We start from the raw sequence: 22,112 nt of genomic DNA, 5'->3' as shown, positions 1-22,112 counted from the left end.
CGAAAATAATTCTCTAATAGATTAATAAAGTTAACATATTAAAAATATTAATTCTTAGCAAGAAATAGGGAAATTTAACAATAAAAAATCAGAGAGAGAGAGAGAGAGAGAGAGAGTTGAAAGGAGTGTAAAAATAATATATTATGACAGATAATATTGTAGCAAAAATAAAAAGAAGCAAGAACAAATTAGAAGAAGAGGGTAAAAAATATGTTCTTTATGAAGTCGAGCCTTTTAATTATGGCGACCATAGTTATTCCCTAATCCAAATTGAATACCAGAACGAAAGTGATTTGGAAGAATTTGTTGAGGATAAAAGTATCAAAATTGAAGTTGGAGCAGACATGACCCAAGGTAAGGAAGACACTTTGATAATTAATGGCGGCACCTGAAACTCGGACCGCACTGCTTGGCAAAAAGTTAAAGATACTAGCAAAAAAGCAACTGATAAAGTTGGCGAAACTTCGTCCAAAGCAGTCGAGAAAACCGGTGAAGGATTAGAAAAAGCTGGTAAAAGTCTACAAGAAAGTTCTCATGATAAAGAGTGACCAAAATGAGTTTTGCCAGTAGTGATTATTGCTGGTGTATTACTTTTAATTGCAATAATTGCTTGAATTTTCAAGTCTAAAAAAAGATAGTTCACTGTTTATATTCCATAAAATATTAAATATGAAAAAAATGGGAGCAAATAAAGAATTTGTTTTTGATAACTTTCAATCATTGCTTAGCGAGTGCAAAAGTTTACGAAAGAAATTAGGGTCAGCTAATTACAGTGAAAGAATAAAATTTCATAAGTGGATGGAAAAAAGACAAAAATTAGAAATAACCGAAGACGACTGTTACGAGGTAGAACTTGAATATTTTGACAAAAAATGCTTAAAACAAGTAATCCAAATTATTTGCAATGAGCTATTGAAATTAATTTCTCCCCGGAAAAGAAAACATGCTCAAAAATTGATCTGTGACTTTCGCTTGCCTTCAGAAAAGTTAAGTTGGGAAAGATTAAATTCTGTTTCTAGCTCTCAATCATTACCAATAGAAGGCAAAAATCTGTGTGCAACTTGTGCCAAAAAAATTAGTTGATGGAGCTTTGTTAGTAAAAATATTGACGAGCAAGGCAACCAATTTTGTTCACACAGTTGTCGTGAAGAATTTCACCACCTAATTTGTGATAAATGCAATGTCAAAATATTCGATACCCCCTACTATATCAATAAAGAAGAAAGAGAAGGAATAGTCTGTTTTGATTGTGCCAGCACTAAGTGTTTAGGGTGTCATAAAACTATTCTGCATTCTTCTGACTACTTTCAAAAACTTTTGCTTGGTTTGGAAAGGGAAAAAACCAGAAGCAGCCACTCTGAAAATTACTTTCCTTTTTGCAAATCCTGCCAAACCAAGAAAATTAGCCAAACAGAGGAAGAGGAATAAAGGAGCAATAAATATTTTTTAAAAATTAAAAGAATTTGTATAAAAATGATTATTTGGCTTTTGCTGCTGCTTTTTCTTGGGCTTTTTGCTGTCTTTGGTGAAATTTTTCTGCTCTTCCTACCCTTATTTTGGCTAAACTTTCTCCTTTGTAAGCAGGATTACAGTTGGCGCAAGTGGCAATTTCTTTATTTTTCTGAGAAGTAGACCAATTTTGGTATTCTGTTTGGCAAGAAATACAGTGATAATTTATTAAATAAAGGGAATTATGGAGTTTTTTTTTCATATTATTATTTTTTCTTCTTTTTGAAAATAAACATCACTGCTAAAGAGCCTCCTGTAATTAAAACAACAATTCCAACAACAAGAGCAATTAGTTTGGTGTTTGGCTTACTGTCAGTTGGAGTTGCTGGTTTAATTTCTTTAATTTTATTTTGGGTAGTTGTTTGGCTTACTACTTGTTGGAAAAAGTTGGCTACTTGTTGGGAGGTTTTTAGTCTTTCAAGTTTACTTTCTCAGTCTGAGTTTAAATTAGCGAAAGTTTTGTTGGTTTTTTGTAATTGCTTTATTTCTTGTTTAGCAGTTTCTTTCGCCTTTTCTAGTGGTTGTTTACTGATTAAATTAGTAATATTCTGAACGAGAACTTTTTCGTTAGTCTCTTGGTTATCTTTTCAACTTTGTTGTTTATTTATATCTTCTGAATTAGCATAATCTTTTAATTTTTCAACTATTTCTTGAATTTGTTCAGGATTGGTTTGGTCATTTTCTAGTATTTCCTGACCAGTTTTTACAATGTCTTCTAAATCATTGTTATTTGAGGAGGAAGGAGGTTTTTCGGATTTTTCGTTGTTAGAAATCGGTTTATCGCTTGGCGATTTGGGAGAAGCAGGAGAAGAGTCAGTTGAGGTAGAAGAGGAACTACTTGGATAATAATCCCCCCCCCCCCTTCGCCAAAAGAAGAAGAGCCTGATGAACTTCCGCTTCCAATGCTAGAACTTGTTGAGGAAGGAGAAGTTCCTGGTGAACTAGAACTAGAGTTATCATTGCTTCCACTTGATGAAGGAGTAGAGTTTGTGCCCCTTGCTGAAGAAGATTGAGGAGAATCATTTTGTGATGATGAAGGGAAATCTTGTGAGGAATCGCCGGTAGATGAAGTATTAGAAGAGGAAAAATTGCTGCTACTTGTCCCGCTATTAGATTGATGACTAGAAGAATTAGGAGTGTGTTGTTGTTGTTGTTGTTGTTGTTTCGCAACCGCGTCGTCAATTAATCTAATCAAACGATTTTGCTCTACTATAATTTCACCACGAGTAGTTTTGGCACGCAAATTAGTTTTTCAAGTCATAAAACCTGAGTTTAAAACTTGCTCTATGGTTCAGTTGTTTATTTTATTCGTTAAGGAACCAACTTTGCTAATTCAGTAATTTTCAATTTCTCTAATTACCTTGTTTTGTAAATCAACAATTTGCTTTTTTTCTTGAAGCAAACCATATAAAAGCAAACATTGAGCCAAATTTTCATCCCAAGCCTTTTTTTTAGCACTACCAAGAGGAGAATTGCCAAAAATTTTTAATAAATCAATTGCTTTTTGAATTTCCTCAGCAGTTTTTAAACTTCCGTTGCTAGCCTGGTCAATGATTTTTTTTAATTCTTGCTTGGCTAATTTTTCTTTATTTTTTTCTCATCATGCATTAGTGCAATCTCAGGAACAAAACCTCACATCTTTTCCTGCTTCTATTAGTTTAAGTCGGCTACCTTGTCAACATTTTTTCGGGCATTGATGGCAAGTAGGAAATTTAAAATAGCAGTCATAACAACAATATTTTGATTCTCCTCTCTTCTTTTTTACTGGGTTTTTTACTTGGTGACAAACATAACAAAAAGATGAACCAGAACTTCCTGAATTGCTACTTGCAGTGTTTTCTCCTCACATTATAAAACATTGGTCTAAACATGCTTGTTTACAAAAATAAAGATGGCTATGTTTTTTTGCCAAATTTTTTTGAATCCCAGTTTTACCTTTTCCTACAATTACTTCTCCCACTGCTGGCTGATGACTATAACAGGTAACTTTGTCTTTTATTCCAAGATAACCGTCATCAATTTTTTTTCTCTTTTGGTTATTGAATAGTGTCTCATAAGCTTCTTTTGCAAAACGGAGCTCCCGGGTTGCTTTAATTATTTCTTTATCTGACACATCTGCATTATCAGTGCGAATTCTTGGTTCAGCTTCTTTTTCAATTTCCAAACCAGTAGGTGTTCTTCCTAATTTTCTTTTTAATTCTTCTTCTACCTGCTTCTTTATTCTGTCCGGTATTTCAATACGGACTTTTTTATCTAATTTAGTGATTAACTTTATTCCTTTATCTCTTATTTCTCTTTTAGAAGCATTTTCCGGCAATCCGAGAACTTCATAATAATCAACACCAAAATCAATATCCTCTATTTTGCTTGTGTCAGCCAACTCTTCGGATTTAATATTGTTACTACCACAACGCTCACACTGCCAAATTCTTACTATCGATTCTTCTCTCTTTCAACCACAAAGAACGTAGCAGTCGTTAGTACAATTATGTTTATCATGTTCGATTTTTGCACCTCTTTGGTTTGTTCCTATTTTTTTGTATCTGCCTAGTTCGTCCTTTTCAAAATCGAGGCATTCTGTATAATATCTTACCATGTTAATTTTTCACCTCCTTAAAAAACGCTGATAAAATACTCTGTTTGAACCCTGTTTTTTCTGCTACTAAACTCTCTCTCTCTCTCTCTCTCTCTCTCTCATTACTTCTTTTTTGCTTATTTGTTATAATAAATAAAAATTCGTTTTCACTAGCATTTCTGTCTATTCCTAAAATTTTGTATAATCTTTTCATAACTTTTTTACCTCATGTATTTATACATATATTTTACTCTCATTTTGATTCTTTTATACAATTAATCTGAATCTCTTGTGCGCGAAAGACAAGATTTTATTGAAATTTATTTGAAAGATTAATATCCTCTAATTGCTCTTTGTTGATTAGTTTTATTTTTTTGTTTATAGACGTCCAGCAGTTTTTTTTCGTTCATTTGGAGTTTTAGAGTTATTTCACTAAAAATTTGTAACCAATCATAATAAGTTTGTTGGGCTTTTTTTGATAATTTTCTTGTTTTTTTCAAAACAATTAATTGTTCACTTTGGAAAAAGAATTGAGACAACAAGTCATTAAAATCTTTTTTCTCAGTAGGAGAAAAAAATTGATAGTCAGTAAAATCAACTTGGTAAATATTTCAAAGTCCTAGAAAGAAACAAAGACAGTCAACTAATTCCACTTGGGCTTTTGTTTGGTTAATTTCTCCTTTTTTGCGCCAGAGTTTAAAAGTTTTTAGTTCATTAGCAAGTTCGCCAATCTCGATTAAAATGTTTAATTTTAGCCTTTTAGCATTAGTGAAAGAACGTCATTTTCACTCAACTTGGGCTTGCTGATAAATAAGTTGGTCTAACTCATTTTGTTTATCTTGAATTATTTTTCAAGTTTTTGGTGAAATCATAAAGATTTTTTACAATCAATTGAACTTTATTTTTTCTTGTTATTTTCACTCATTAATTGTTTTTAAATTAAGTTCTTTGATTATATCATTCTACTACCGAAGAAAAATTAATTCCTTCAATCTCTTTTTCTAACTCTTCCATTGAAGGATAATAAGAATAAGTAATTTCCAGTTTTTCTTTATCTAATTTCAAAAAATCAGGAACTTTAACATTTTGTTGAAGCTGTTGTTGAATTAGTTTATTATTTCACATGTATTTTTCCAAACTTATGACATCGCCAGGTTTCGCTAGATAGCCAGGTTTGTTTATTTTTTTCTGGTTGACTAAAAAATGATTCTGAACAGCCCATTTGCGAGCTCAAAGGTAAGTACTGACCAAACCAGAGCGAAAGATTAAATTATCCAAGCGAGACGCTAGATTGGTTAATACATGTTGGGAAGTATTACCTTTTTTTTCTTTTAATTTAAGAAAAAGATTTTTTAATTGCTTTGCTTTTAGACCATAAGAAAAACGGATTCTTTGTTTTTCTCGGTTTTGGACGCCAAAAGGAGAAATTTTTTTTCTTCTAACTTTCTTTTGGCCATGCTGACCAGGAGGAGTAACTCGTCTTTTACCACGACTAAATTCTTTTTTGTTTCCGAGCAAAGAAAATTCTAAAGCCCGCGACATTTTCCAAATTGGACGTTTTTCCATATTAATAATTTTATGTAATTGTTCACAGTTTCGATATCCAAATAGATATAAAAAAACGGTTAAAATTATACTAATTATGATAATTCTCGCTATTGAAACCAGTTGTGATGAAACTAGTATTGCTATTTTAGAGAACAAAAAAGTTCTAAGTAATGTTACTGCCTCTCAAATTTGGGAGCAGCAACAATATGGAGGGGTAGTTCCTGACTTAGCTGCAAAGTTGCATTTAAAAAACATGCAAAAAGTTTTAAAAAAAGCTTTGACAGAGTCCCAAATAGAACAAAAAAAAATTGATTACATTGCTTATACTGAAAAACCGGGATTGGTTATTTGTTTGCAAATTGGCAAAGTAATCGCTGAAACTCTTGCTCTTTATTTAAATAAACCGCTTATTTCTTGTAATCATCTAGAAGGACACATTTATGCTAGTTTGTTAGAAAGCACCAAGGAGTGAAAATTTCCGGTTTTAGCCTCGGTAATCAGTGGTGGGCACACTCAACTTTATTATTTAAAAAAGCATTTAGATTTTGAATTGTTAGGGCAAACTTTGGATGATGCAATTGGTGAATGCTTGGATAAAGTGTCTTTGTTTTTGGGTTATACTTATCCCGGAGGACCGGTTATTGAAAAATTGGCTTTAAGGGGAGAAAACACTTGTCCTTTGCCTTTAACTAAATTAAATGACACCTTTGATTTTAGTTTTAGCGGTCTAAAAACTGCTGTGCGACGAATAATTGAACGAAAAAAACTCGAAAATAATCTAACAAGATTAAATATTAACAACTTGGCTTGTTCTTTACAACACACTTTGGCAAAAATCTTGACTTTTAAAATTAAAAAAGCTTTTAATGAGAAAAAAATCAGCACTGTTGCTTTGGGCGGAGGGGTGGTAGCAAATAAATATTTAACTGACTACATTCAGAAATTTCTCCAAAATGAAACTAAAAATGTAAAATTATTTCTTCCTCAGAGAAAATATTGTACTGATAATGCTGCCATGATTGGGATTTTGGCTTATTACAAGATTGCAAAAGCAAAAAAAGCAAATTAAATTTTATTTTCCTTTTTAGTCAAAATCGATCAATCGTTGAGGAACATAGTCAAGCAAAATTTTTTCCACAATGGCTCTTTTTTCTTTTAAGGTATAAATATCTTTCTTTTTTACCAGATCAATTAGAGAGTCAAGAATTTTAAATAAACTTGGGGAAACCTGAAAACGGTGAAAAATTACTCCACTACCAGTGCTCCAAAGCAAATAAACTTCTTTTTTAGTACACAAATGCTGAATTAATAACTGAATTTGAAATGCTAAAAGAGTTAAAGGACTCTCATGCATTTTAATGTTATTAGTTTTTAATTCTACTATGTAATCTTCAAATTCTAAATCAGTATAAGTAGCAACCAACACTCCTTCATAAAAAGCATGGTGTAATCTTTCTTTTCCTAGAAAACAATTAGAGTTAAGGATTTGACGGTTCTGCTCAATGAAATCGATAGTTTCATGAAGTTTTTGCCGCACTTTTTCACTTACTTCTCAATCATTTGGAGTCGCTGAATTAGGACCTTTTTGGATAAATTCTTGAATGATTTGATGAAATAACTTGCCATTCATAGCGGCTCTTTGGAGTACAATTTCTGGTATTTGTTTATCTCCATATTCAATTAATTTTAAAATTTCCACTAAAGAGCTTGGACTTCAAGCCTTTTTTCCTTGATAATAAGGTCATAAAAGACCATTATCTTTAACTTCATAGGTTATCTTTTTGTTTTCTGGCTCAGCAAGAGAAATTGCTTGCTTTTCTAATTCGTTTTTTGGTTCCATTACTTTATATTATTTTTAGTATTACGTTGTCTATTAAAAAATTAATAATTTGTAAAGTATTTAACTCTCTTTCTCTCCATATTTTTTTAAACTTCAAAGATAATTCCTAATAGTGTCAGGTGATAAATGGTTATTTTCTAGGTAGTTTTTAAATTCTTTTAGGTTTTTCATATTTCTAATTTCTATATTCATTAATCAATTCATATATTATATCAAAGAAGCCAAAGACTTTTATAAATTAGGTGTAGATGCCACCACAGGAATAAGTAATTTTGTGGTAATTTGAAATAGTATTGATATCCAAGCCCATAAATTAATGGAATATTCTAAAAAATGAAACAAAGCAGGAAAGTTAATTTGTAGTTTTGGTATGGATGAACTTATTTTAATTCTTCGTCCGCAGGTTCATAGTATGGTTGTCAGCCAATTATATGCCCTTTCTGCCAATATCGGATATGTTGAATTTAATACTAAATTTGGCGGAGTAATTAAGAAATAAAATGTAAATAATGGTGGGAGCAGAGGGATTTGAACCCCCATAAAACTGATTTACAGTCAGCTGTCTTACCTATCGATCCATGCTCCCTTATATTAATTTTTTTTTATTTCGGTAAACAAAATAAATAATTGTCCCCAAAAGGATAATTATTCCTCCAATTCCTAAAATCCAAGGTAAAACTGAACTATTATTTTCGCTTCTTTGCCCTTTTTGGAAAGAATTCTCTTTGATTTCCTGGCTTACTTTGGAAGGCTTGTCTCAATTATTGTAAAATTCAACTCTTTTTCTTAATTCTTCTAACTGAGAAAGATTTAAATTACCGCTATTATTTGTTTCTGCTTCTTTTAATATTCTTTCTAAACTTTCTTTGTTTTTTTTATGATTTTCTTCAAACTCTTCTTCAGTATATTTAGTCCCAGTAGTTCAGGTTATTTTGTCAACTGCTTTATGTCCAATTTCGGTCGCAACTCGATCAAATAACTCCTCATCATCAAAAACTGTAAATTTACTTAGTTTAGTGTCATAATCTTCTCTTAACTTTCTTTCGCGTTCATTTAATTCTTTGCTACAACTAGCACATAAAAAATATTCATAAATATTAAATTGTGAACCGCCTTTTTCCTGAATAAACTCTTTCCTAATTCCTTGCTCCTTAGTTGCTTTTTCTCTTGCTAATTCTTTAAACTCTGAAATATCTTTTTCCAAATCAAGGCATTTTTGATAAAGAGAATTAAGTTCTTGGCGAAGTTCAGTCGAAATATTATGGGCTAAAAACTTTTGAATAACTTCTTTGGCGTAATCAAAATTAGTGGCTTCTACAAAAAATTCCACTTTATTTTCGCCAGTAACTTCGTCACTAAACTCTCAAATAGTATGAAATCTTGAATCCTCTTTTTTAAAACAAGCATCGCAACGAGTTGCTTTTTTTGAGTATAAGCAATTTTCGCAAGCAACCGGTCAAGCATAGCCTTCTTTTTTTTCAATTAGGTTATTACAATCCACAAAGCCACATTTTCTTTTATTGCTTTCCATAATATTCATTTATATATAATTAATTTTTACAAGTTTTTTTCACTGTTATACATTTTTGTATTCAATAAATTATTCCGCCAACAAAGAGAATATTAACAACAATAATGAATAAAACAAATCAACCATTTATACTTCAATTAAAATTGTTTTCTTGTTTATTTGCGTGTTGGATTTCCTTTTTCAGTTTTTGGGCTTCCAAAACGGCATTTTGCCGTAAATTATTCAATTGCTCCTCTAATTTTTTAGTTTGTTGTTCACTTTGGTCTAATTTGTTTTCTAAGGATTGAATGCTATCTCTGTTATCTTTTAATTTGGTTATTTCTTTGACTAGTTTTTCTAATACTTTATCATTATTTTGAATTAGTGGTTTATTATTAGAGTAAATTTTCATGGCTTTTGTTCTTTTAGTTGGTGTTTGCTCTTGATTTTTAGACTTTTCTGTAATTAACAGTAAAATTTCTTCTCGAACTGCTTCAACCTCTTCGGAAGAAGTAGCATCACTGATTTTTTTTTCATAATTGCGGTTATCCAAAACAGGTTCATCTTTTTCAAATTTGGCATCATTTAAGGCTTTTTTAATTGTTTTGAGAGCACGAAATTTACTTGCTTTTAATTTGTTTTGGCTATTATTAGCAACAATATTGGCTAATTTTTCCTTTTCTCATTGGAGAGAATTTAATTCTTTTCGTAAAAGTCATAACTGTTCTTGGTCAACTTTAGTGTTTTTTTCTTCTTTTTGATTATTTTCTTGACCAGTATCTGGAAAGTCATGAGGAATGATTTGGTTCATCAAAGCAGGAGTGATTTCAATTTTGCTCAATAAAAATTGTCCTTGGGACTCTTCTTCGGCTCATTTTTGCGAACAATAATGAAATATGTGGTGTTCCAAGGCTGATTTTAATTGCCTTGCACCTTTTTCATGGGTTTTGCTTATCAAAACATCAAAGGCTTTATCGGTGATAGTTAAAAGAGGTTGGTCGGCCTGGTAAAAATTATTATTCTCAATTCACTTTCGGAGGAGATTATTAGCAATTTGTTTTTTTTGTTCTCTAGTGAGTTCGGTTAACTCAACAATTTCTTCCATTCGGTCACGAAGTTCTTCAGGAATTTTATTTTTATCATTGGCAGTAACAATAAAAGTAACTTTCGAAAAATCTAATTCTGTTTCTAAACAATGATCATGAATTTTTTGATTTTGTTCTGAATCAAGAAGACGAATTAAGACTTTGTGAAGAGAAGTAGAAGTTTTATCAACTTCATCCAGCAAAATAAGTGGGTCGGATTTTTTTCCTTCAATTAAAAATTGGGCTAACTGTCCAATTTTATAGCGAGAAGATTCAGGCTTGCTTCCTACTAAAGTTGAAGGATTGGTTTCTTCGCTCAAGGCCAAAAGAAAAAAAGGTTTTCCCAGTGCTTCTGCTATAATTTTTGCGAAAGAAGTTTTTCCTACTCCAGGTGGACCAACAAAACAAAAAGTTGGAAACTTTTGCTCTTCAATAGAATGATTTTCTGTAAGCGGTCTGATATTTATTCATTCTAAAATAAATTTCTTTTGTTTCTCAAATCCTACTTGTTGGTTAAGTTTTTCTTCGGCTTCTTGATGACTTAAAGGAGTTGAAGTGTTTTGGTAGGCTTCAATTAAACTTTCGCAATTTTTAATCTGTTTTTCTAGATATTCTTTTCTCTGGCTTCCGAAATTACCCCTATTAGATTCTAATAATTCTATTAGTTCACTTATTCTTGCTTCTAATCTTTCAATTACTATGTTCATCCTTGCCAAATTGTTTTCGCAAGCAAGCACAGCATTGCTGCACTCGTCTTACTATTTTTCTTTATTTCCCTTAATATCTTCTGCCGCTTCTTCTTTTTTTGTTTCTTCTTGAGGCATTTTCTTCTTTAATTCATTGGAAAGATCATGTAATTCTTTAATGTTTTTCAATTGTTCTTTAATTTGTTCATAATCATTAGTGTCAACCGCATTTTTTAAATTTTGATATAATTTTTGGAAGTCTTGAAATTGAGGGTCATCTTCTTTGAAATTTTTGCTTTTCTTAAACTCCTCAATTTGCTTTTCAAAAGTGTAAAGAAAAGTCTCTGCTTCGTTTTTTTTCACTCTGTTTTCTAGTTCTTTTTGATCATCTTCGGCTTTTTTTTCTGCTTCTTCTCGTGCTTTTGTTATTTCTTCTTCACTTAAACCTTGGCTATCAGCAATAGTAATTGACTGCTCTTTATTAGTTTCCTTATCTATGGCTGAAACGGTAACTATTCCGTCAGCATCAATATCAAAAGTAACTTCTACTTGGGGAGTGCCTTTTGGAGCTGGCTTGATGTCAGTTAATTGAAAATTACCTAAAAGTTTATTATCTTTAGCAAGTGTTCTTTCTCCTTGAAATACACGAATATCTACACTTGGCTGATTATCTGCGGCAGTGGAAAAAACCTCAGATTTTTTAGTCGGAATAGTAGTATTACGTTCAATTAACTTGGTAAAAATTCCCCCCATAGTTTCAATTCCTAAAGAAAGCGGAGTAACATCAAGCAAGAGTATTTCTTCTTTTGATTCTCCACTCAAACTTGCTGCTTGAATAGCTGCTCCTACGGCTACTGCTTCATCAGGATTAACTCCTCTATTGGGCTCTTTACCAAAAATTTCTTTTGCTTTTTTTTGAATTGCTGGCATAAGGGTCATCCCTCCGACCAAAACAACTTCATCAATATCAGTTTTGGAAACTCCTGCGTCTTTAATGCAATTCTTGCAAGGTCCGGTTAATTTTTCCAAAAGGTCAGCGTTAAGTGCCTCTAATTTACTACGAGAAAGTTCTTCATCGATGTGTTTGGGAAGACCAGAAGAGTCAACTGCGATAAACTCAAGGAAAATTTCAGTAGTGGGGGAAAAAGAAAGTTTATGCTTAGCATCTTCAGCAGCTTCTTTTAATTTATGTAAGGCTTTTTTATCCTTGCTTAAATCAATCCCTTCTTTTTTTTTAAATTCAGCAATTAGCCATTCAACGATTTTTTGGTCAAAATTAGCACCGCCTAAATAAGTATCACCATTAGTGGCTTTTACTTCAAAAATTCCTTCTTTGCTAATTCCAATAATTGAAATATCAAAAGTTCCTCCTCCTAAATCAAAAACAGCAATGGTTTGCTCTTTTTTCTTATCTAAGCCGTAAGCCAAAGCAGCAGCGGTTGGTTCATTAATAATTCTCATTACTTCTAAGCCAGCAACTTTACCAGCATCCTTGGTTGCATTTCGTTGAGCATCATTAAAGTAAGCAGGCACTGTAATTACTGCTTTTTTGACTTCTTTTCCGAGGTGAGACTCAGCTATTTTCTTCATTTTTTGCAAAATAAAAGCCGAAATTTGTTGAGGAGAATATTCTTTTTCTTTTTTTTCTCCTACTTTGATTCAAGCATCACCATTTTTTCCTGAAACAATTTGAAAAGGAGCAATTTCCCGAAATTCTTGCACTTCAGGAGAATTAAATTTTCTCCCTATCAGACGTTTTGCTTCATAAATCACCAAGTTGGGTTTAAGAAACGCTTCTTTACTTTTTTTTGCTTTCTCTCCGACATCTACTAAATCTCCTTCTTTGTCAAAGAGAACTACTGAAGGGGTAGTATTTTTTCTTGTTTCAAAATTAGTAATAACATCATATGTACCATCTTCACGTCTAATGGCAACACATGAATTAGTAGTTCCTAAATCTATACCAATGGCTTTTTCACTTAATGCATTCATATAATAATTTTTAACTTTTTTTCTTACTAATTATCACTTCGGCAGGACGAAGAACTTTTCCTTGGTAATGATATCCTTTCTGAGAAACTTGCAAAATTGTTCCTTCAGGATAATCATTGTTTTCTTCAGATGCTATTATCTCAATTTCATCTGAGTTATAGTCAGAGAGAGATTTTTGGGAAGCAACTTTAATTTCTTCAATTTTTTCTGCTTGGAAAAAATCTTTTTGGAACCTAGCAAGAGCCATTTTAAAACCAGCCAAAAATTGTTTAACCTTAGAGTCTTGATGAGTTTGGTTAATTTGGACGGCTCTCTCGTAACTATCAAAAAGGGGCAAGATTTTTTTGATTAGTCTCTGACCAACATTATGTTCTAATTCCATCATTGTTTTAAAATATTCTTTTTTCTGATTATCTGCCTCAGCCAACAAGCGAAGATTTTTGTCCTTTAAATTTTTAATTTCTTTTTTGAGGTTATTAGTCTCCTCCGTAGAAGAGTCAGAATCAGGAGTTAGTTTGCTAGTTTCTTCTTTTATTTTGTCTTTTAGTTCAGAAGTTTTTTCTTCTGCTTTTTCTTTAACTTTTTTAGTTTTGCTTTTAACTTTTTTGTTATTATCAGACGCATCCATATAAATTATTTTTAAACTGAAAATTTCGAAATTGGAGAGCGAGATTATTTAAAAACTCGTGTTTGGACACAAAAACACAAAGAATTATTTTTTTCTTTTTCAAATAATAAAGCCGATAATTCCGCCAATGAGAAGTAAGGTAATAATAACCGAAACTACTATTCAACCAAAACTTCTTTTTGTTGTGCTTATAACACTTCATGGACTTTTGCCGCTTTTTAAATCTGGTATTGAAGTTCATGTTATAAACTCTTCGCCCTCAGCTGGTTTAACTTCGGCTCAAACTACATAATAATCAAATCAACGCTTTCCGACATTTTTGAGTTCCACGATGACCTTATATTTTTTGCCGTCCTTTTCAAATTCTACTAATTTTGGTTCAGATTTGGCATTACCACTTTGTCCTTTTTCAAAATTGACCTCAAAAGGAACATTATCTTTTTTTAAATCTATTACTTTACCGTCAACGTCTTTAATTTTTACTTTTATTTTACACTCTATTTTTTCTATTGTCATTGAGATGAACTTTTGGTAGCGGGGGAAGGATTCGCACCTCCGATCTTCGGATTATGAGCCCGACGAGTTAAACTGCTACTCTACCCCGCGATATATATTTAGTTTTTAACTATTTCACTAAAATTACTTATAAGGAATGAATAAAGAAAAAGACCAAATATTAATCGGTTTAGAAATTCATATTACTCTTAAAAGCAAAAAAAAAATCTTTAATTGAACTGATACTTATACCGAAAATGTTGCTCCCAATAGTCAAATTAGCCCTTGAGAATTAGGATATTTGGGAGTTTTGCCAATTATTAATCCTGAATGCGTTGAATTGGCTCTAAAATTGGCCTTGGCTTTGCGAGCAAATATTAGCCCTGTGATTATTTTTGACCGCAAAATTTATCACTATTATGACTTACCAAAGGGATATCAAATTACTCAATATTGGCAAACCTTAGCGAATTCTGGTTATTTGCCATTAATTACTCCTAATGGAATTAAAAATATTCCTTTAAAAAATTTACAATTAGAAGAAGATACTGCTAAATCTTTTTATACTGAAGAAGGAATTGAGTTAGATTTTAATCGGGCGGGCAATCCTTTAATTGAATTGGTTACAGAGCCGATTTTTCATAATTCAGAAAAAACAATACTTTTTTTGCGACAATTACAAAATCTTTTGCGTTATTTAGACATTTCTGAAGCCAAAATGGAAAAGGGACAATTACGAGTTGACTTAAATTTTTCCTTAAATTTGGCGGATAATTACCAAACTCCTCGCTATGAAGTAAAAAATCTTAATTCTTTTAACTCAATTGAAAGAGTTTTGAAATACGAAACTAATAAACATCAACAATTATGAAAAGAAAAAAAAACTCCTCCGTCTAGCCAAACCTTTGGATTTGATGAAAAAAAACAAATTACTGTTTCCCAACGAGAAAAAACTGACTATTTTTATTTACCGGAAAGCAACATTCCCCCCATTAAAATCAACCAAAAAGATATCCAAAAAATTGCTAAAAAAATCCCTGTATTGCCTTGAATAAAATGAGAACAATTAACTAAAAACGGGGTAAATCCAACCAAAGCAAATTTAATTATAGAAAAACCAATGCTGTTAAAATCAATTAATTTTTTAGAGAAAAAGGGTATATTTTCTACTGAAAAATAGAAAATAATAACTTATTATGAATGACAAAAATATTTCTTTTCAGATTTCTCCCCCGCCACGTTTTTTAGGATTTGACTATTATGAAGAGAGAAACAATGAAGAAAGAAAAAAATACTTTCTTTTTTTGGCTTTTTTAAAAGAAGAATGAATTTTTACCTTTTGAAACCAAAAACTTTTTTCTCCTTTAATGGTCTCGGATGATAATGATGATTTAATTAACTTATTTAAAACTGCTAAAAAGACGGATATTTTTACTACCTCTTTAGAAAATTTACAATTTAAACCTGATTTTTTAACTTGGGATGATTCAAACTTAAATGGTTTAGTGATTAAAGATGCTAACCAAGTTCAAAAGTCAACAAAGATTTTATACCCTGAATTTACTTTTAAAGTAATTAAACGAAGCGAGTTTAAAGAAATGGAAGGGTATAAACCAGAAAATAAACTTTTAGAATTAGAAATTAAACCATTGGATATAGGAATAGAAAAATTGCCAAAAATAACTAAAATCGAGTTTTATTTTTTCACTGAAACCCCGTCTCACTTGAAGACAAAATGAGATAAAGACAAAGAGTTAAACAGAGAAGAATACGAAAAATTATTTTTGAATGCTGAAAACAAAGAATTTATAATAAAACCGAAAAAGTTAATTTTCTGCAACTCTACAAATAAAAAATTAGGTGAAAGTGTTTCCTATGATACTTTGAAATTTGCTTTAGAAGGAGATATAGGGGAAATAAAAGAATTGAAAGGAAACACGGAATCAATTAAAATTATAGCCCAAAAACCTAACGAACCTTATCAACAACAAAATAACCCTAATTCAGTTAGCCAACCAAAATCTACTAATTGAACCCTGATAACAATTTTAGGTATTATGGGAATAGCAATAATTATTGGACTCGTTATCTACTTGCTAAAAGGAAAAAAACAAAAAACTTAAATTAAAAATTCAATTAAGGTAATAAATATGAATAATAATGACTTAACTTTGTTTCGCATGCATATAACTTGGATAGAAAAATATATCGAGCAACAAAAATTATTAGACAATTGACAAGAGCGAAAGCAAACTGATACTTCTTTAATTTTGCATGAGAGAACAAACGAAAGTATACTAGAAAGTTTAGGAATTTCCTTGTTTATTGAGTTTGGAACTCCAAAAGGTAAGGAAAAACGTTCTCCTGCTTATCTAGAAATTAGAAAAAACGAATTTTACAAATGAATTGACAAAACCAAAATTAAACCGGCTGAATTGCCTAAAAAATTGAAACTTATTTTAGTTAAATTTCACGAAGTAATAAAAGATAAAGAAGGAGGGTGAAAAATTTTCTGAGAAGTTGAAAATAGCGAAGATAAATACGAACCGAATTCTCCTGAATATGAAGAAGAAATGAAAAATATGTATTCTAGTTTTTACGAAGCATATGGCAGCAGAGAAGACTGAAAAGGCAAATTAAACAAATCATTCATCGGCAACTCCCAACAAGGAAAAATAACTTTTGAAACCATTGCTAACTCTCTTTCTGATTCCGAAAAAGAAAACTTTTCCTTTTGACCGCAAAAAAATAGTAAGGAATTAAAAGAAAGCAAAATCAATGAAGAACAACAAGAAGAAACAAAAACCATAGAACTAGCATCTGAAAAAGAAAAACCAAAAAACACAAAAACAATCCTAATAATTGGAGGGATTTTAATAGTTAGTTTAGTTTTAATTGGCGGTTTGTTTTATTATTTTAAAGAAGAAAAATAAATAAACACGGTTTTTTACAGCAAAAATTAAATATGAATAAGAAAAATCCAAAATTTCTTTTATATAAGTTGGAGCCTTTAAAAAGATTGGAGAAAATAAATTTGAAAGACCAAGGAAAGAAAGAAAAATACATTGAAGAACTTTTTTCCCAAAATATTGAAAATATCTTTCCTGGACTATTTTTCCTTGATAATCAAGTATATATTAAAGACAAAAAACAAAATGAATATCGAGCCGACACCCTGTTGTATGATAAAATAAACAATACTTTTGTTGTCATTGAATATAAAAATGAACAGTCGCGTGATTTATTTTCTCAGGCCAAATTTTACTTAATATGATTATTGAATAAGCAATGAGGGGTCGTTTATGAGAATAGAAAAAAAATAGAAAAAATTTTAAAAGCGAGATTTAAAGAAAAAAAAGAAGAAGAATGAAAGGAACCTCAGTGAGCCAATAGTTATGCTCTTTGTATAACCACCAACATTGGTAAATATAAAGAATGATTTATAGAAACAGAAGAAAAGATTAAATTGGTGGAAATAGAATTTTATGACAATATTCTATATATTAATGGAGAAAATTTACCTAATTGATTACAATTTATTTCCACAATAGAAAAATCTAAAAAATGTGATGATAACTTTTCCTTGCCTCGATTTTCTCCAACTATTTTCGAACTTGTAAAAGCAATAGAATGTAATTCCTCGATTCAAAAATTATTAGAAGAAATTGATGAAGTGGTTTCAAAAATGTTCGGCTGAAAACCAAAAATACATTTTTCTTTAATTGAAACAAAAGGACGACAATATGTCAATAATTATATCAAATACTTTTCTGAAAGTGAAAAAAAAATATTATTTTCGCTTGTAGTTTGAAAAGGAAAAATTAACCCCTATTGGGATTTCCCAGTTCCCACGGAAATTTCACCAAATCTAGCAAGTTTATTAAAAAAATATTTGGTAAAGTATAAAACAAAAGGCCACTGAGGAGAAGGTAATTGACACTTTAATCAAATTAAAAACAACGAAGATTTTCAAAAATTAAAAAACTTCTTTCAAGAATATAGAGATTATTGCGAAACAAACCAAAAAGATTAAAAAATTATGACAAATAATTGAAAAAAAATAAATTCTTCATTTCCAGAAAACCGTGAGCCATTAAAAGCCTTAATTTTTGACCTTCTTTATAATCAATACCGAGGAGTAATCGTTTATGTTCGCATTTTTGAAGGAGAATTAAGACCAAGACAAAAAATTAAACTGTTAAGTAATCAAAAAGTTTACCAAGTAGAAAAAGTAGGAGTAAAAACTCCCCAAGAAGTAGAAAAAAACTGTTTAATTACAGGAGAAATTGGCTGATTTACTGCTAACATTCGGGATATTAGAGATACCCAAGTTGGAGACACTATTGTTGATATTAATAATGAAAATTCAATTTCTTTATCTGGCTACCAAAGACTAAAACCTAATATTTATTCTAATCTTTATCCACATGATAGCTCTGAATTTAATGAATTCAAAAAAGCCCTTTTAGAATTACAGTTACAAGATAGTTCTTTAACTTTAGAAAATGTGGAGTCAAATATTTTAGGTCCTGGTTATTGTTGTGGCTTTTTGGGTCTACTTCACCGAGAAATCATTCAAGAAAGAATTAAAAAAGAATACAATTTAGAATTAATTCTCACTGTTCCCACTGTTAGTTATCAATTAATTTTGAGAAATGGGGAAACAATAAAAGCCGCTAATCCTCAAAAAATGCCTGAATGAAGCAAAGTAAAAGAAATTCAAGAGTTATTTATTAACTTAATAATCATCACTCCCCAGGAATACTTAGGAAATATTATGGAATTATGCCAAAGCAAAAGAGGAATTTACCAAAACACGCAATTAAAAACTGACATTTGATGACAAATAACTTATGAATTACCTTTTGCGGAATTTATTACTGATTTTACGGACCAGTTGAAATCTTTGTCTCGCGGGTTTGCTTCCTTTGACTATCAGTTTATTGGCTTTCGTCCCTCGGAAATTACGAAAGTGGATATTTTATTGAATAAGCAATTAATTCCTGACCTTTCTTTTTTAGTTCATAGACAATTTGTCGAGGAACGAAGCCGTGAACTTTGTTTGCGCTTAAAAGAAACTCTTAACCCGCAAAACTTTGCTGTTCCAATTCAAGCCTGTTTGGGACAAAAAGTAATTGCTCGGGAAACACTTCCTGCTTTACGAAAGCATGTTACTGGAAATTTGTATGGTGGCGACCGAACAAGAAAAATGAAGCTTTGGCAAAAACAAAAGAAAGGCAAAAAGAAAATGCAAAGTCTGGGCAAAGTAGAGTTTACTGGTAATCTTTTTCGCAGTTTATTAGGAAATAAAAAAAAGTAAATGAAACATTAGACAATTTAAACCAGTAGTTCAATAAAGCGTTAGCGTAAAAAGATGTGATTATTGATATGACAAAAGAAGGGGGCAGGGCAGATTATGGGAACAATTAATTTAGTTATCTTTACTGAGAAGGTGCTACTTCTGATTTTCTAAAAATAGCAAAATAGTTGGTGATTTTAGGTCAATATCATGTTCAAAATTTAGATATCTTTCAATGTAAGTTTCTAAATATCGTTCAATTCTTTTCCTTCAATTTCTAGGCATTTCTTGAGGAATCGTCTTGTCAGGAAAACTTATATTTTCATCGTTATTTTGCCTTTCTTTACTAGTCAAACCAAGACTAATTTTCTTTTCTCACCAATGCCTAATTTTCTCTTCTAATTTTTTCCAATTAACTGTTGAGGAAATAGCAGCAGTTTCTAATCGCAAATTTTTAATTTTTAAAACTTTTTGTTCCCATTTAAGCATGAGAAAAACAACTAAAAAACCACTTTGAAATAAACTTTGCCTTTGAGAAAGTAAAATTTTTTCTGTTTCTCATTCTCCCCGAGGAAAAGAGTGAACTTTTCGTGCCGGAAGGGTTAGATAATTTTGATTAGAACAGGTTAAAAAATGGTTTCTTTTTAAGTAAGAAAGATAATTTTTTTGTTTGTAACTATTTTGGAGAGTAATAGTGAACTGGGGTTGAATTACTTCTAAAAGTAATTTTAGGTCGGTAAAACTGGTACCCAAGGAAAATACTTCACTACGGCTAAAATTGTGAACCTCGTTCTTTTTTTGATAAAGATAATCTGCAATACTGGCTATTTTGCTTTCACCACCATGAGCGGGGGTAATTCCTACCATAAAAGTAATAATTTCATTCTTGCCAAAGTGCTTTTTTGCCAAAGTGGTTTTTAATCGTTCTTCAATATTTTGGGGAGAACCCACTAGTAAATAAATAGTATTTTTTGTTGGATAATTTCCTTCTTCAATTAGAACTTCTTTTAGTTTATCATTTTTTAATATTTTTTTTAAAAGTGCTAGAAATCCCGGGTCTAAAATTTGGATTTTTTTTTGCCATTGTTGGGCTAATTCACATAGTTCAAAAATATGCAATCAGTCATAATCATAAAGCAAGAAAAAATAATTTTTCTCCTTGGCTCAACTACGGGCAGTTAAAAGCAAAGAATTTTGTCTATTTCAAGTTAAATTAGGACAAGAAGTAATTAAATAAGTGGTTTTTTTCTGATGAGTAAGCAAATCTTTTAATTGAGCAAAAAAAGTAGTATCAGATAAGTAATTATTGTTTAGCAAATTGTTTAAAATGAAATCTTGTAGGTAATAAAAAGTATAATCTTGGTAATTAATCATCACTGCTAAGTTTCCTAAAACATAACTATTTAAGGGCAAAAATCGTAAAGTAAATTCACCTACTTTTAAACTTTTGTTTGGTTCAACTGAGACAAATTTATCTTTGATTTTTGGTTGTGATGAAAACAGATAATCCAAAATTAAAAAAGTGTGTTGGCTACCATAAATGGGACATTGTAAATCTAATTCTTGATAAAGATAAGGTAAAAAAGCACAGTTTTTAGGAAGAACATTGGGTAAAATAATGGCCTTGATTTTGGCTCTATTTCTAGTTAGATAGTCATAGTTGATTGTTTCTTGGTGATTCAAAAAAGGGGCATTTTCTCCGGCTGCTAAAAGTAAAATACTTTGCTCAGTTTCCAAAGCACAAAGATTACCCTCATTTTCCCAATTACCTTGAAAAAGTAAAAAATTAATGGTCATTGTTTTCTAAATTTAAGTTGTAAGTTTTTATTATAAATTAATTTTACATACTTAGTTGGATTCGTTTATTGCTTTTTTTAAATTAAATAGAGTTATATTTGTGAAAGATAATCGCGAAAACTCTTTTTTCTCAAAAGGAAGCATATTAATCCATTGAGCATAATTTAAGGCCATTTTGTTTGGATAATTTCTTTGACTTCTCAGGAGTTCAAAAAGGGATTATGTTGGAGAGAGGATTATTTATCGTGAAAAAAAGCAAAAAAATGGCGGAGATAGAGGGATTTGAACCCCCGTGGGACAATGTCCCTAACAGTTTTCGAAACTGCACCTTTCGACCACACTCAGGCATATCTCCATAACAATGATTTTATAATATTTTTAAAGTTAGAAGAAGAGTTAACTTTTGTTATTATTCAAGTTGTGACGTGACAAAAAACAGTTCCTTAATTCTTTCTAAGCGTAAAAAATAATTACAAGTAAAAAAAGCAATGAGCGAAAATCAAAGTAAAAGCGATAAAATCAAAAACTCTACTAAAAGAACGAATTGTTTGTCCTGACATGAATATTTTGCTTCAATTGCTAAACTAGTTGCCCAAAGAAGCAAAGACCCTAATTACCAAGTGGGATCAGTAATAGTCAATCAACAAAAAGAAATAATTGCCACTGGCTACAATGGTTTTCCTTGGGATTTTCCTGATGATAAGTATTCTTGGAACGACGAAGGACCATGACTAGAAACTAAATATCCTTATTGTGTTCATGCTGAAGTTAATGCAATAATTAGTGCTCGACAAAACTGCCAAGGATTTATCCTTTATACTACTTTATTTCCTTGTAATGAATGCGCTAAATTGATTATTCAAGCTGGCATCAAAACTGTTTACTACTTAGATTGACCAATTTCAGAACAATGAGGAGAAAGTTGAAAAGCTGCCAAAATAATGTTTGATGAGGTAGGAATTGATTACCAAAGATTAGAAATATAACTGAGGTTTTAATAATTGCATTTTTTAGTCATGGTGTGGACCGAGGGACTCGAACCCTCACGCATAAAAGCACTGGATTTTGAGGCCAGCATGACTACCATTCCATCAGGTCCACATGTTCCCATCTATAAAAAATGTTTTTAGTCTAGCCCTCGGTTTTTA

23 protein-coding genes and 4 tRNA genes are annotated in these 22,112 nt (G+C 31.0%); 10 read left to right on the top strand and 17 right to left on the bottom strand.

Going from position 1 to position 22,112, the window contains the following annotated elements:
- The first annotated feature begins 143 nt into the window (after positions 1 to 143).
- Positions 144 to 638 (top strand): hypothetical protein, encoded by a 495-nt coding sequence (locus GvMRE_RS05545; RefSeq protein WP_147410257.1) that lies wholly within the window; start codon positions 144 to 146, stop codon positions 636 to 638.
- A 31-nt stretch (positions 639 to 669) separates the two neighbouring features.
- Positions 670 to 1,428, top strand: a complete 759-nt coding sequence (locus tag GvMRE_RS05540) for a hypothetical protein (RefSeq protein ID WP_147410256.1) — start codon at positions 670 to 672, stop codon at positions 1,426 to 1,428.
- 49 nt (positions 1,429 to 1,477) lie between these two features.
- On the opposite strand, the gene GvMRE_RS05535 is transcribed toward GvMRE_RS05540, so the two are convergent.
- The 5 genes from GvMRE_RS05535 to rpsD form a co-directional block, all read right to left on the bottom strand.
- On the bottom strand, positions 1,478 to 1,711 hold the full coding sequence (locus GvMRE_RS05535; RefSeq protein ID WP_147410255.1) for a 50S ribosomal protein L31: 234 nt from the start codon (positions 1,709 to 1,711) through the stop codon (positions 1,478 to 1,480).
- Between the two features lie 513 nt (positions 1,712 to 2,224).
- Complete coding sequence (locus GvMRE_RS05530) at positions 2,225 to 4,105, bottom strand: J domain-containing protein (protein ID WP_147410254.1); 1,881 nt, start codon at positions 4,103 to 4,105, stop codon at positions 2,225 to 2,227.
- A 1-nt stretch (position 4,106) separates the two neighbouring features.
- On the bottom strand, positions 4,107 to 4,298 hold the full coding sequence (locus GvMRE_RS05525; RefSeq protein ID WP_147410253.1) for a hypothetical protein: 192 nt from the start codon (positions 4,296 to 4,298) through the stop codon (positions 4,107 to 4,109).
- A gap of 118 nt (positions 4,299 to 4,416) precedes the next feature.
- Positions 4,417 to 4,956 (bottom strand): dUTP diphosphatase, encoded by a 540-nt coding sequence (locus GvMRE_RS05520; RefSeq protein WP_147410252.1) that lies wholly within the window; start codon positions 4,954 to 4,956, stop codon positions 4,417 to 4,419.
- 67 nt (positions 4,957 to 5,023) lie between these two features.
- On the bottom strand, positions 5,024 to 5,650 hold the full coding sequence (rpsD, locus tag GvMRE_RS05515) for a 30S ribosomal protein S4 (protein WP_147410251.1): 627 nt from the start codon (positions 5,648 to 5,650) through the stop codon (positions 5,024 to 5,026).
- Between the two features lie 76 nt (positions 5,651 to 5,726).
- Here rpsD and tsaD point away from each other — a divergent pair, with 76 nt between their 5' ends.
- Positions 5,727 to 6,701: a tRNA (adenosine(37)-N6)-threonylcarbamoyltransferase complex transferase subunit TsaD gene (gene tsaD, locus GvMRE_RS05510; RefSeq protein WP_147410250.1), complete on the top strand. Its 975-nt coding sequence runs from the start codon at positions 5,727 to 5,729 to the stop codon at positions 6,699 to 6,701.
- A 15-nt stretch (positions 6,702 to 6,716) separates the two neighbouring features.
- Here the strand turns inward: tsaD and GvMRE_RS05505 are convergent, their stop codons facing one another.
- Positions 6,717 to 7,472 carry a hypothetical protein gene (locus GvMRE_RS05505; RefSeq protein ID WP_147410249.1) on the bottom strand — a complete coding sequence of 252 codons (756 nt, stop codon included), beginning with the start codon at positions 7,470 to 7,472 and terminating at the stop codon, positions 6,717 to 6,719.
- 60 nt (positions 7,473 to 7,532) lie between these two features.
- The gene (locus tag GvMRE_RS13565; RefSeq protein WP_172575279.1) at positions 7,533 to 7,643 is read right to left on the bottom strand and encodes a phage integrase SAM-like domain-containing protein; all 111 of its coding nucleotides are present in this window, start codon (positions 7,641 to 7,643) and stop codon (positions 7,533 to 7,535) included.
- Between the two features lie 103 nt (positions 7,644 to 7,746).
- Between GvMRE_RS13565 and GvMRE_RS05500 the strand changes: the two genes are divergently transcribed.
- Positions 7,747 to 7,971, top strand: a complete 225-nt coding sequence (locus GvMRE_RS05500) for a hypothetical protein (protein WP_147410248.1) — start codon at positions 7,747 to 7,749, stop codon at positions 7,969 to 7,971.
- 11 nt (positions 7,972 to 7,982) lie between these two features.
- On the opposite strand, the gene GvMRE_RS05495 is transcribed toward GvMRE_RS05500, so the two are convergent.
- From GvMRE_RS05495 to GvMRE_RS05465, 7 genes are all read right to left on the bottom strand, one after another.
- Positions 7,983 to 8,058 (bottom strand) — tRNA-Tyr (locus GvMRE_RS05495).
- Positions 8,059 to 9,003, bottom strand: coding sequence for a hypothetical protein (locus GvMRE_RS05490; protein ID WP_147410247.1), 945 nt, complete (start codon positions 9,001 to 9,003; stop codon positions 8,059 to 8,061).
- A gap of 19 nt (positions 9,004 to 9,022) precedes the next feature.
- Positions 9,023 to 10,774 carry an AAA family ATPase gene (locus GvMRE_RS05485; RefSeq protein ID WP_147410246.1) on the bottom strand — a complete coding sequence of 584 codons (1,752 nt, stop codon included), beginning with the start codon at positions 10,772 to 10,774 and terminating at the stop codon, positions 9,023 to 9,025.
- A 51-nt stretch (positions 10,775 to 10,825) separates the two neighbouring features.
- Positions 10,826 to 12,745: a molecular chaperone DnaK gene (dnaK, locus tag GvMRE_RS05480; RefSeq protein ID WP_147410245.1), complete on the bottom strand. Its 1,920-nt coding sequence runs from the start codon at positions 12,743 to 12,745 to the stop codon at positions 10,826 to 10,828.
- Positions 12,746 to 12,755: 10 nt separating this feature from the next.
- Positions 12,756 to 13,373: a nucleotide exchange factor GrpE gene (locus GvMRE_RS05475; protein WP_147410244.1), complete on the bottom strand. Its 618-nt coding sequence runs from the start codon at positions 13,371 to 13,373 to the stop codon at positions 12,756 to 12,758.
- Between the two features lie 84 nt (positions 13,374 to 13,457).
- Positions 13,458 to 13,889 carry a hypothetical protein gene (locus GvMRE_RS05470; RefSeq protein WP_147410243.1) on the bottom strand — a complete coding sequence of 144 codons (432 nt, stop codon included), beginning with the start codon at positions 13,887 to 13,889 and terminating at the stop codon, positions 13,458 to 13,460.
- Between the two features lie 13 nt (positions 13,890 to 13,902).
- A tRNA-Met gene (locus GvMRE_RS05465) sits at positions 13,903 to 13,979 on the bottom strand.
- A 46-nt stretch (positions 13,980 to 14,025) separates the two neighbouring features.
- Between GvMRE_RS05465 and GvMRE_RS05460 the strand changes: the two genes are divergently transcribed.
- The 5 genes from GvMRE_RS05460 to GvMRE_RS05440 are packed head-to-tail and all read left to right on the top strand — an operon-like array spanning position 14,026 to position 19,188.
- Positions 14,026 to 15,048 carry a hypothetical protein gene (locus GvMRE_RS05460; protein WP_147410242.1) on the top strand — a complete coding sequence of 341 codons (1,023 nt, stop codon included), beginning with the start codon at positions 14,026 to 14,028 and terminating at the stop codon, positions 15,046 to 15,048.
- Positions 15,049 to 15,064: 16 nt separating this feature from the next.
- Complete coding sequence (locus GvMRE_RS05455) at positions 15,065 to 15,991, top strand: hypothetical protein (protein ID WP_147410241.1); 927 nt, start codon at positions 15,065 to 15,067, stop codon at positions 15,989 to 15,991.
- 27 nt (positions 15,992 to 16,018) lie between these two features.
- Positions 16,019 to 16,801, top strand: a complete 783-nt coding sequence (locus GvMRE_RS05450; RefSeq protein ID WP_147410240.1) for a hypothetical protein — start codon at positions 16,019 to 16,021, stop codon at positions 16,799 to 16,801.
- A 32-nt stretch (positions 16,802 to 16,833) separates the two neighbouring features.
- Positions 16,834 to 17,901 (top strand): hypothetical protein, encoded by a 1,068-nt coding sequence (locus tag GvMRE_RS05445; protein WP_147410239.1) that lies wholly within the window; start codon positions 16,834 to 16,836, stop codon positions 17,899 to 17,901.
- A 6-nt stretch (positions 17,902 to 17,907) separates the two neighbouring features.
- The gene (locus GvMRE_RS05440; protein ID WP_147410238.1) at positions 17,908 to 19,188 is read left to right on the top strand and encodes an EF-Tu/IF-2/RF-3 family GTPase; all 1,281 of its coding nucleotides are present in this window, start codon (positions 17,908 to 17,910) and stop codon (positions 19,186 to 19,188) included.
- A 135-nt stretch (positions 19,189 to 19,323) separates the two neighbouring features.
- Here the strand turns inward: GvMRE_RS05440 and GvMRE_RS05435 are convergent, their stop codons facing one another.
- Complete coding sequence (locus tag GvMRE_RS05435; RefSeq protein ID WP_147410237.1) at positions 19,324 to 20,964, bottom strand: MBL fold metallo-hydrolase; 1,641 nt, start codon at positions 20,962 to 20,964, stop codon at positions 19,324 to 19,326.
- Positions 20,965 to 21,228: 264 nt separating this feature from the next.
- A tRNA-Ser gene (locus GvMRE_RS05430) sits at positions 21,229 to 21,319 on the bottom strand.
- Between the two features lie 133 nt (positions 21,320 to 21,452).
- On the opposite strand from GvMRE_RS05430, the gene GvMRE_RS05425 reads away from it, so the two are divergent.
- The gene (locus GvMRE_RS05425; protein WP_147410236.1) at positions 21,453 to 21,950 is read left to right on the top strand and encodes a deoxycytidylate deaminase; all 498 of its coding nucleotides are present in this window, start codon (positions 21,453 to 21,455) and stop codon (positions 21,948 to 21,950) included.
- Between the two features lie 31 nt (positions 21,951 to 21,981).
- Here GvMRE_RS05425 and GvMRE_RS05420 read toward each other — a convergent pair.
- A tRNA-Leu gene (locus tag GvMRE_RS05420) sits at positions 21,982 to 22,065 on the bottom strand.
- Positions 22,066 to 22,112: the final 47 nt, after the last annotated feature.

The organism is endosymbiont GvMRE of Glomus versiforme, assembly GCF_003546845.1.
This window is presented reverse-complemented; position numbering and strand designations above follow the sequence as displayed.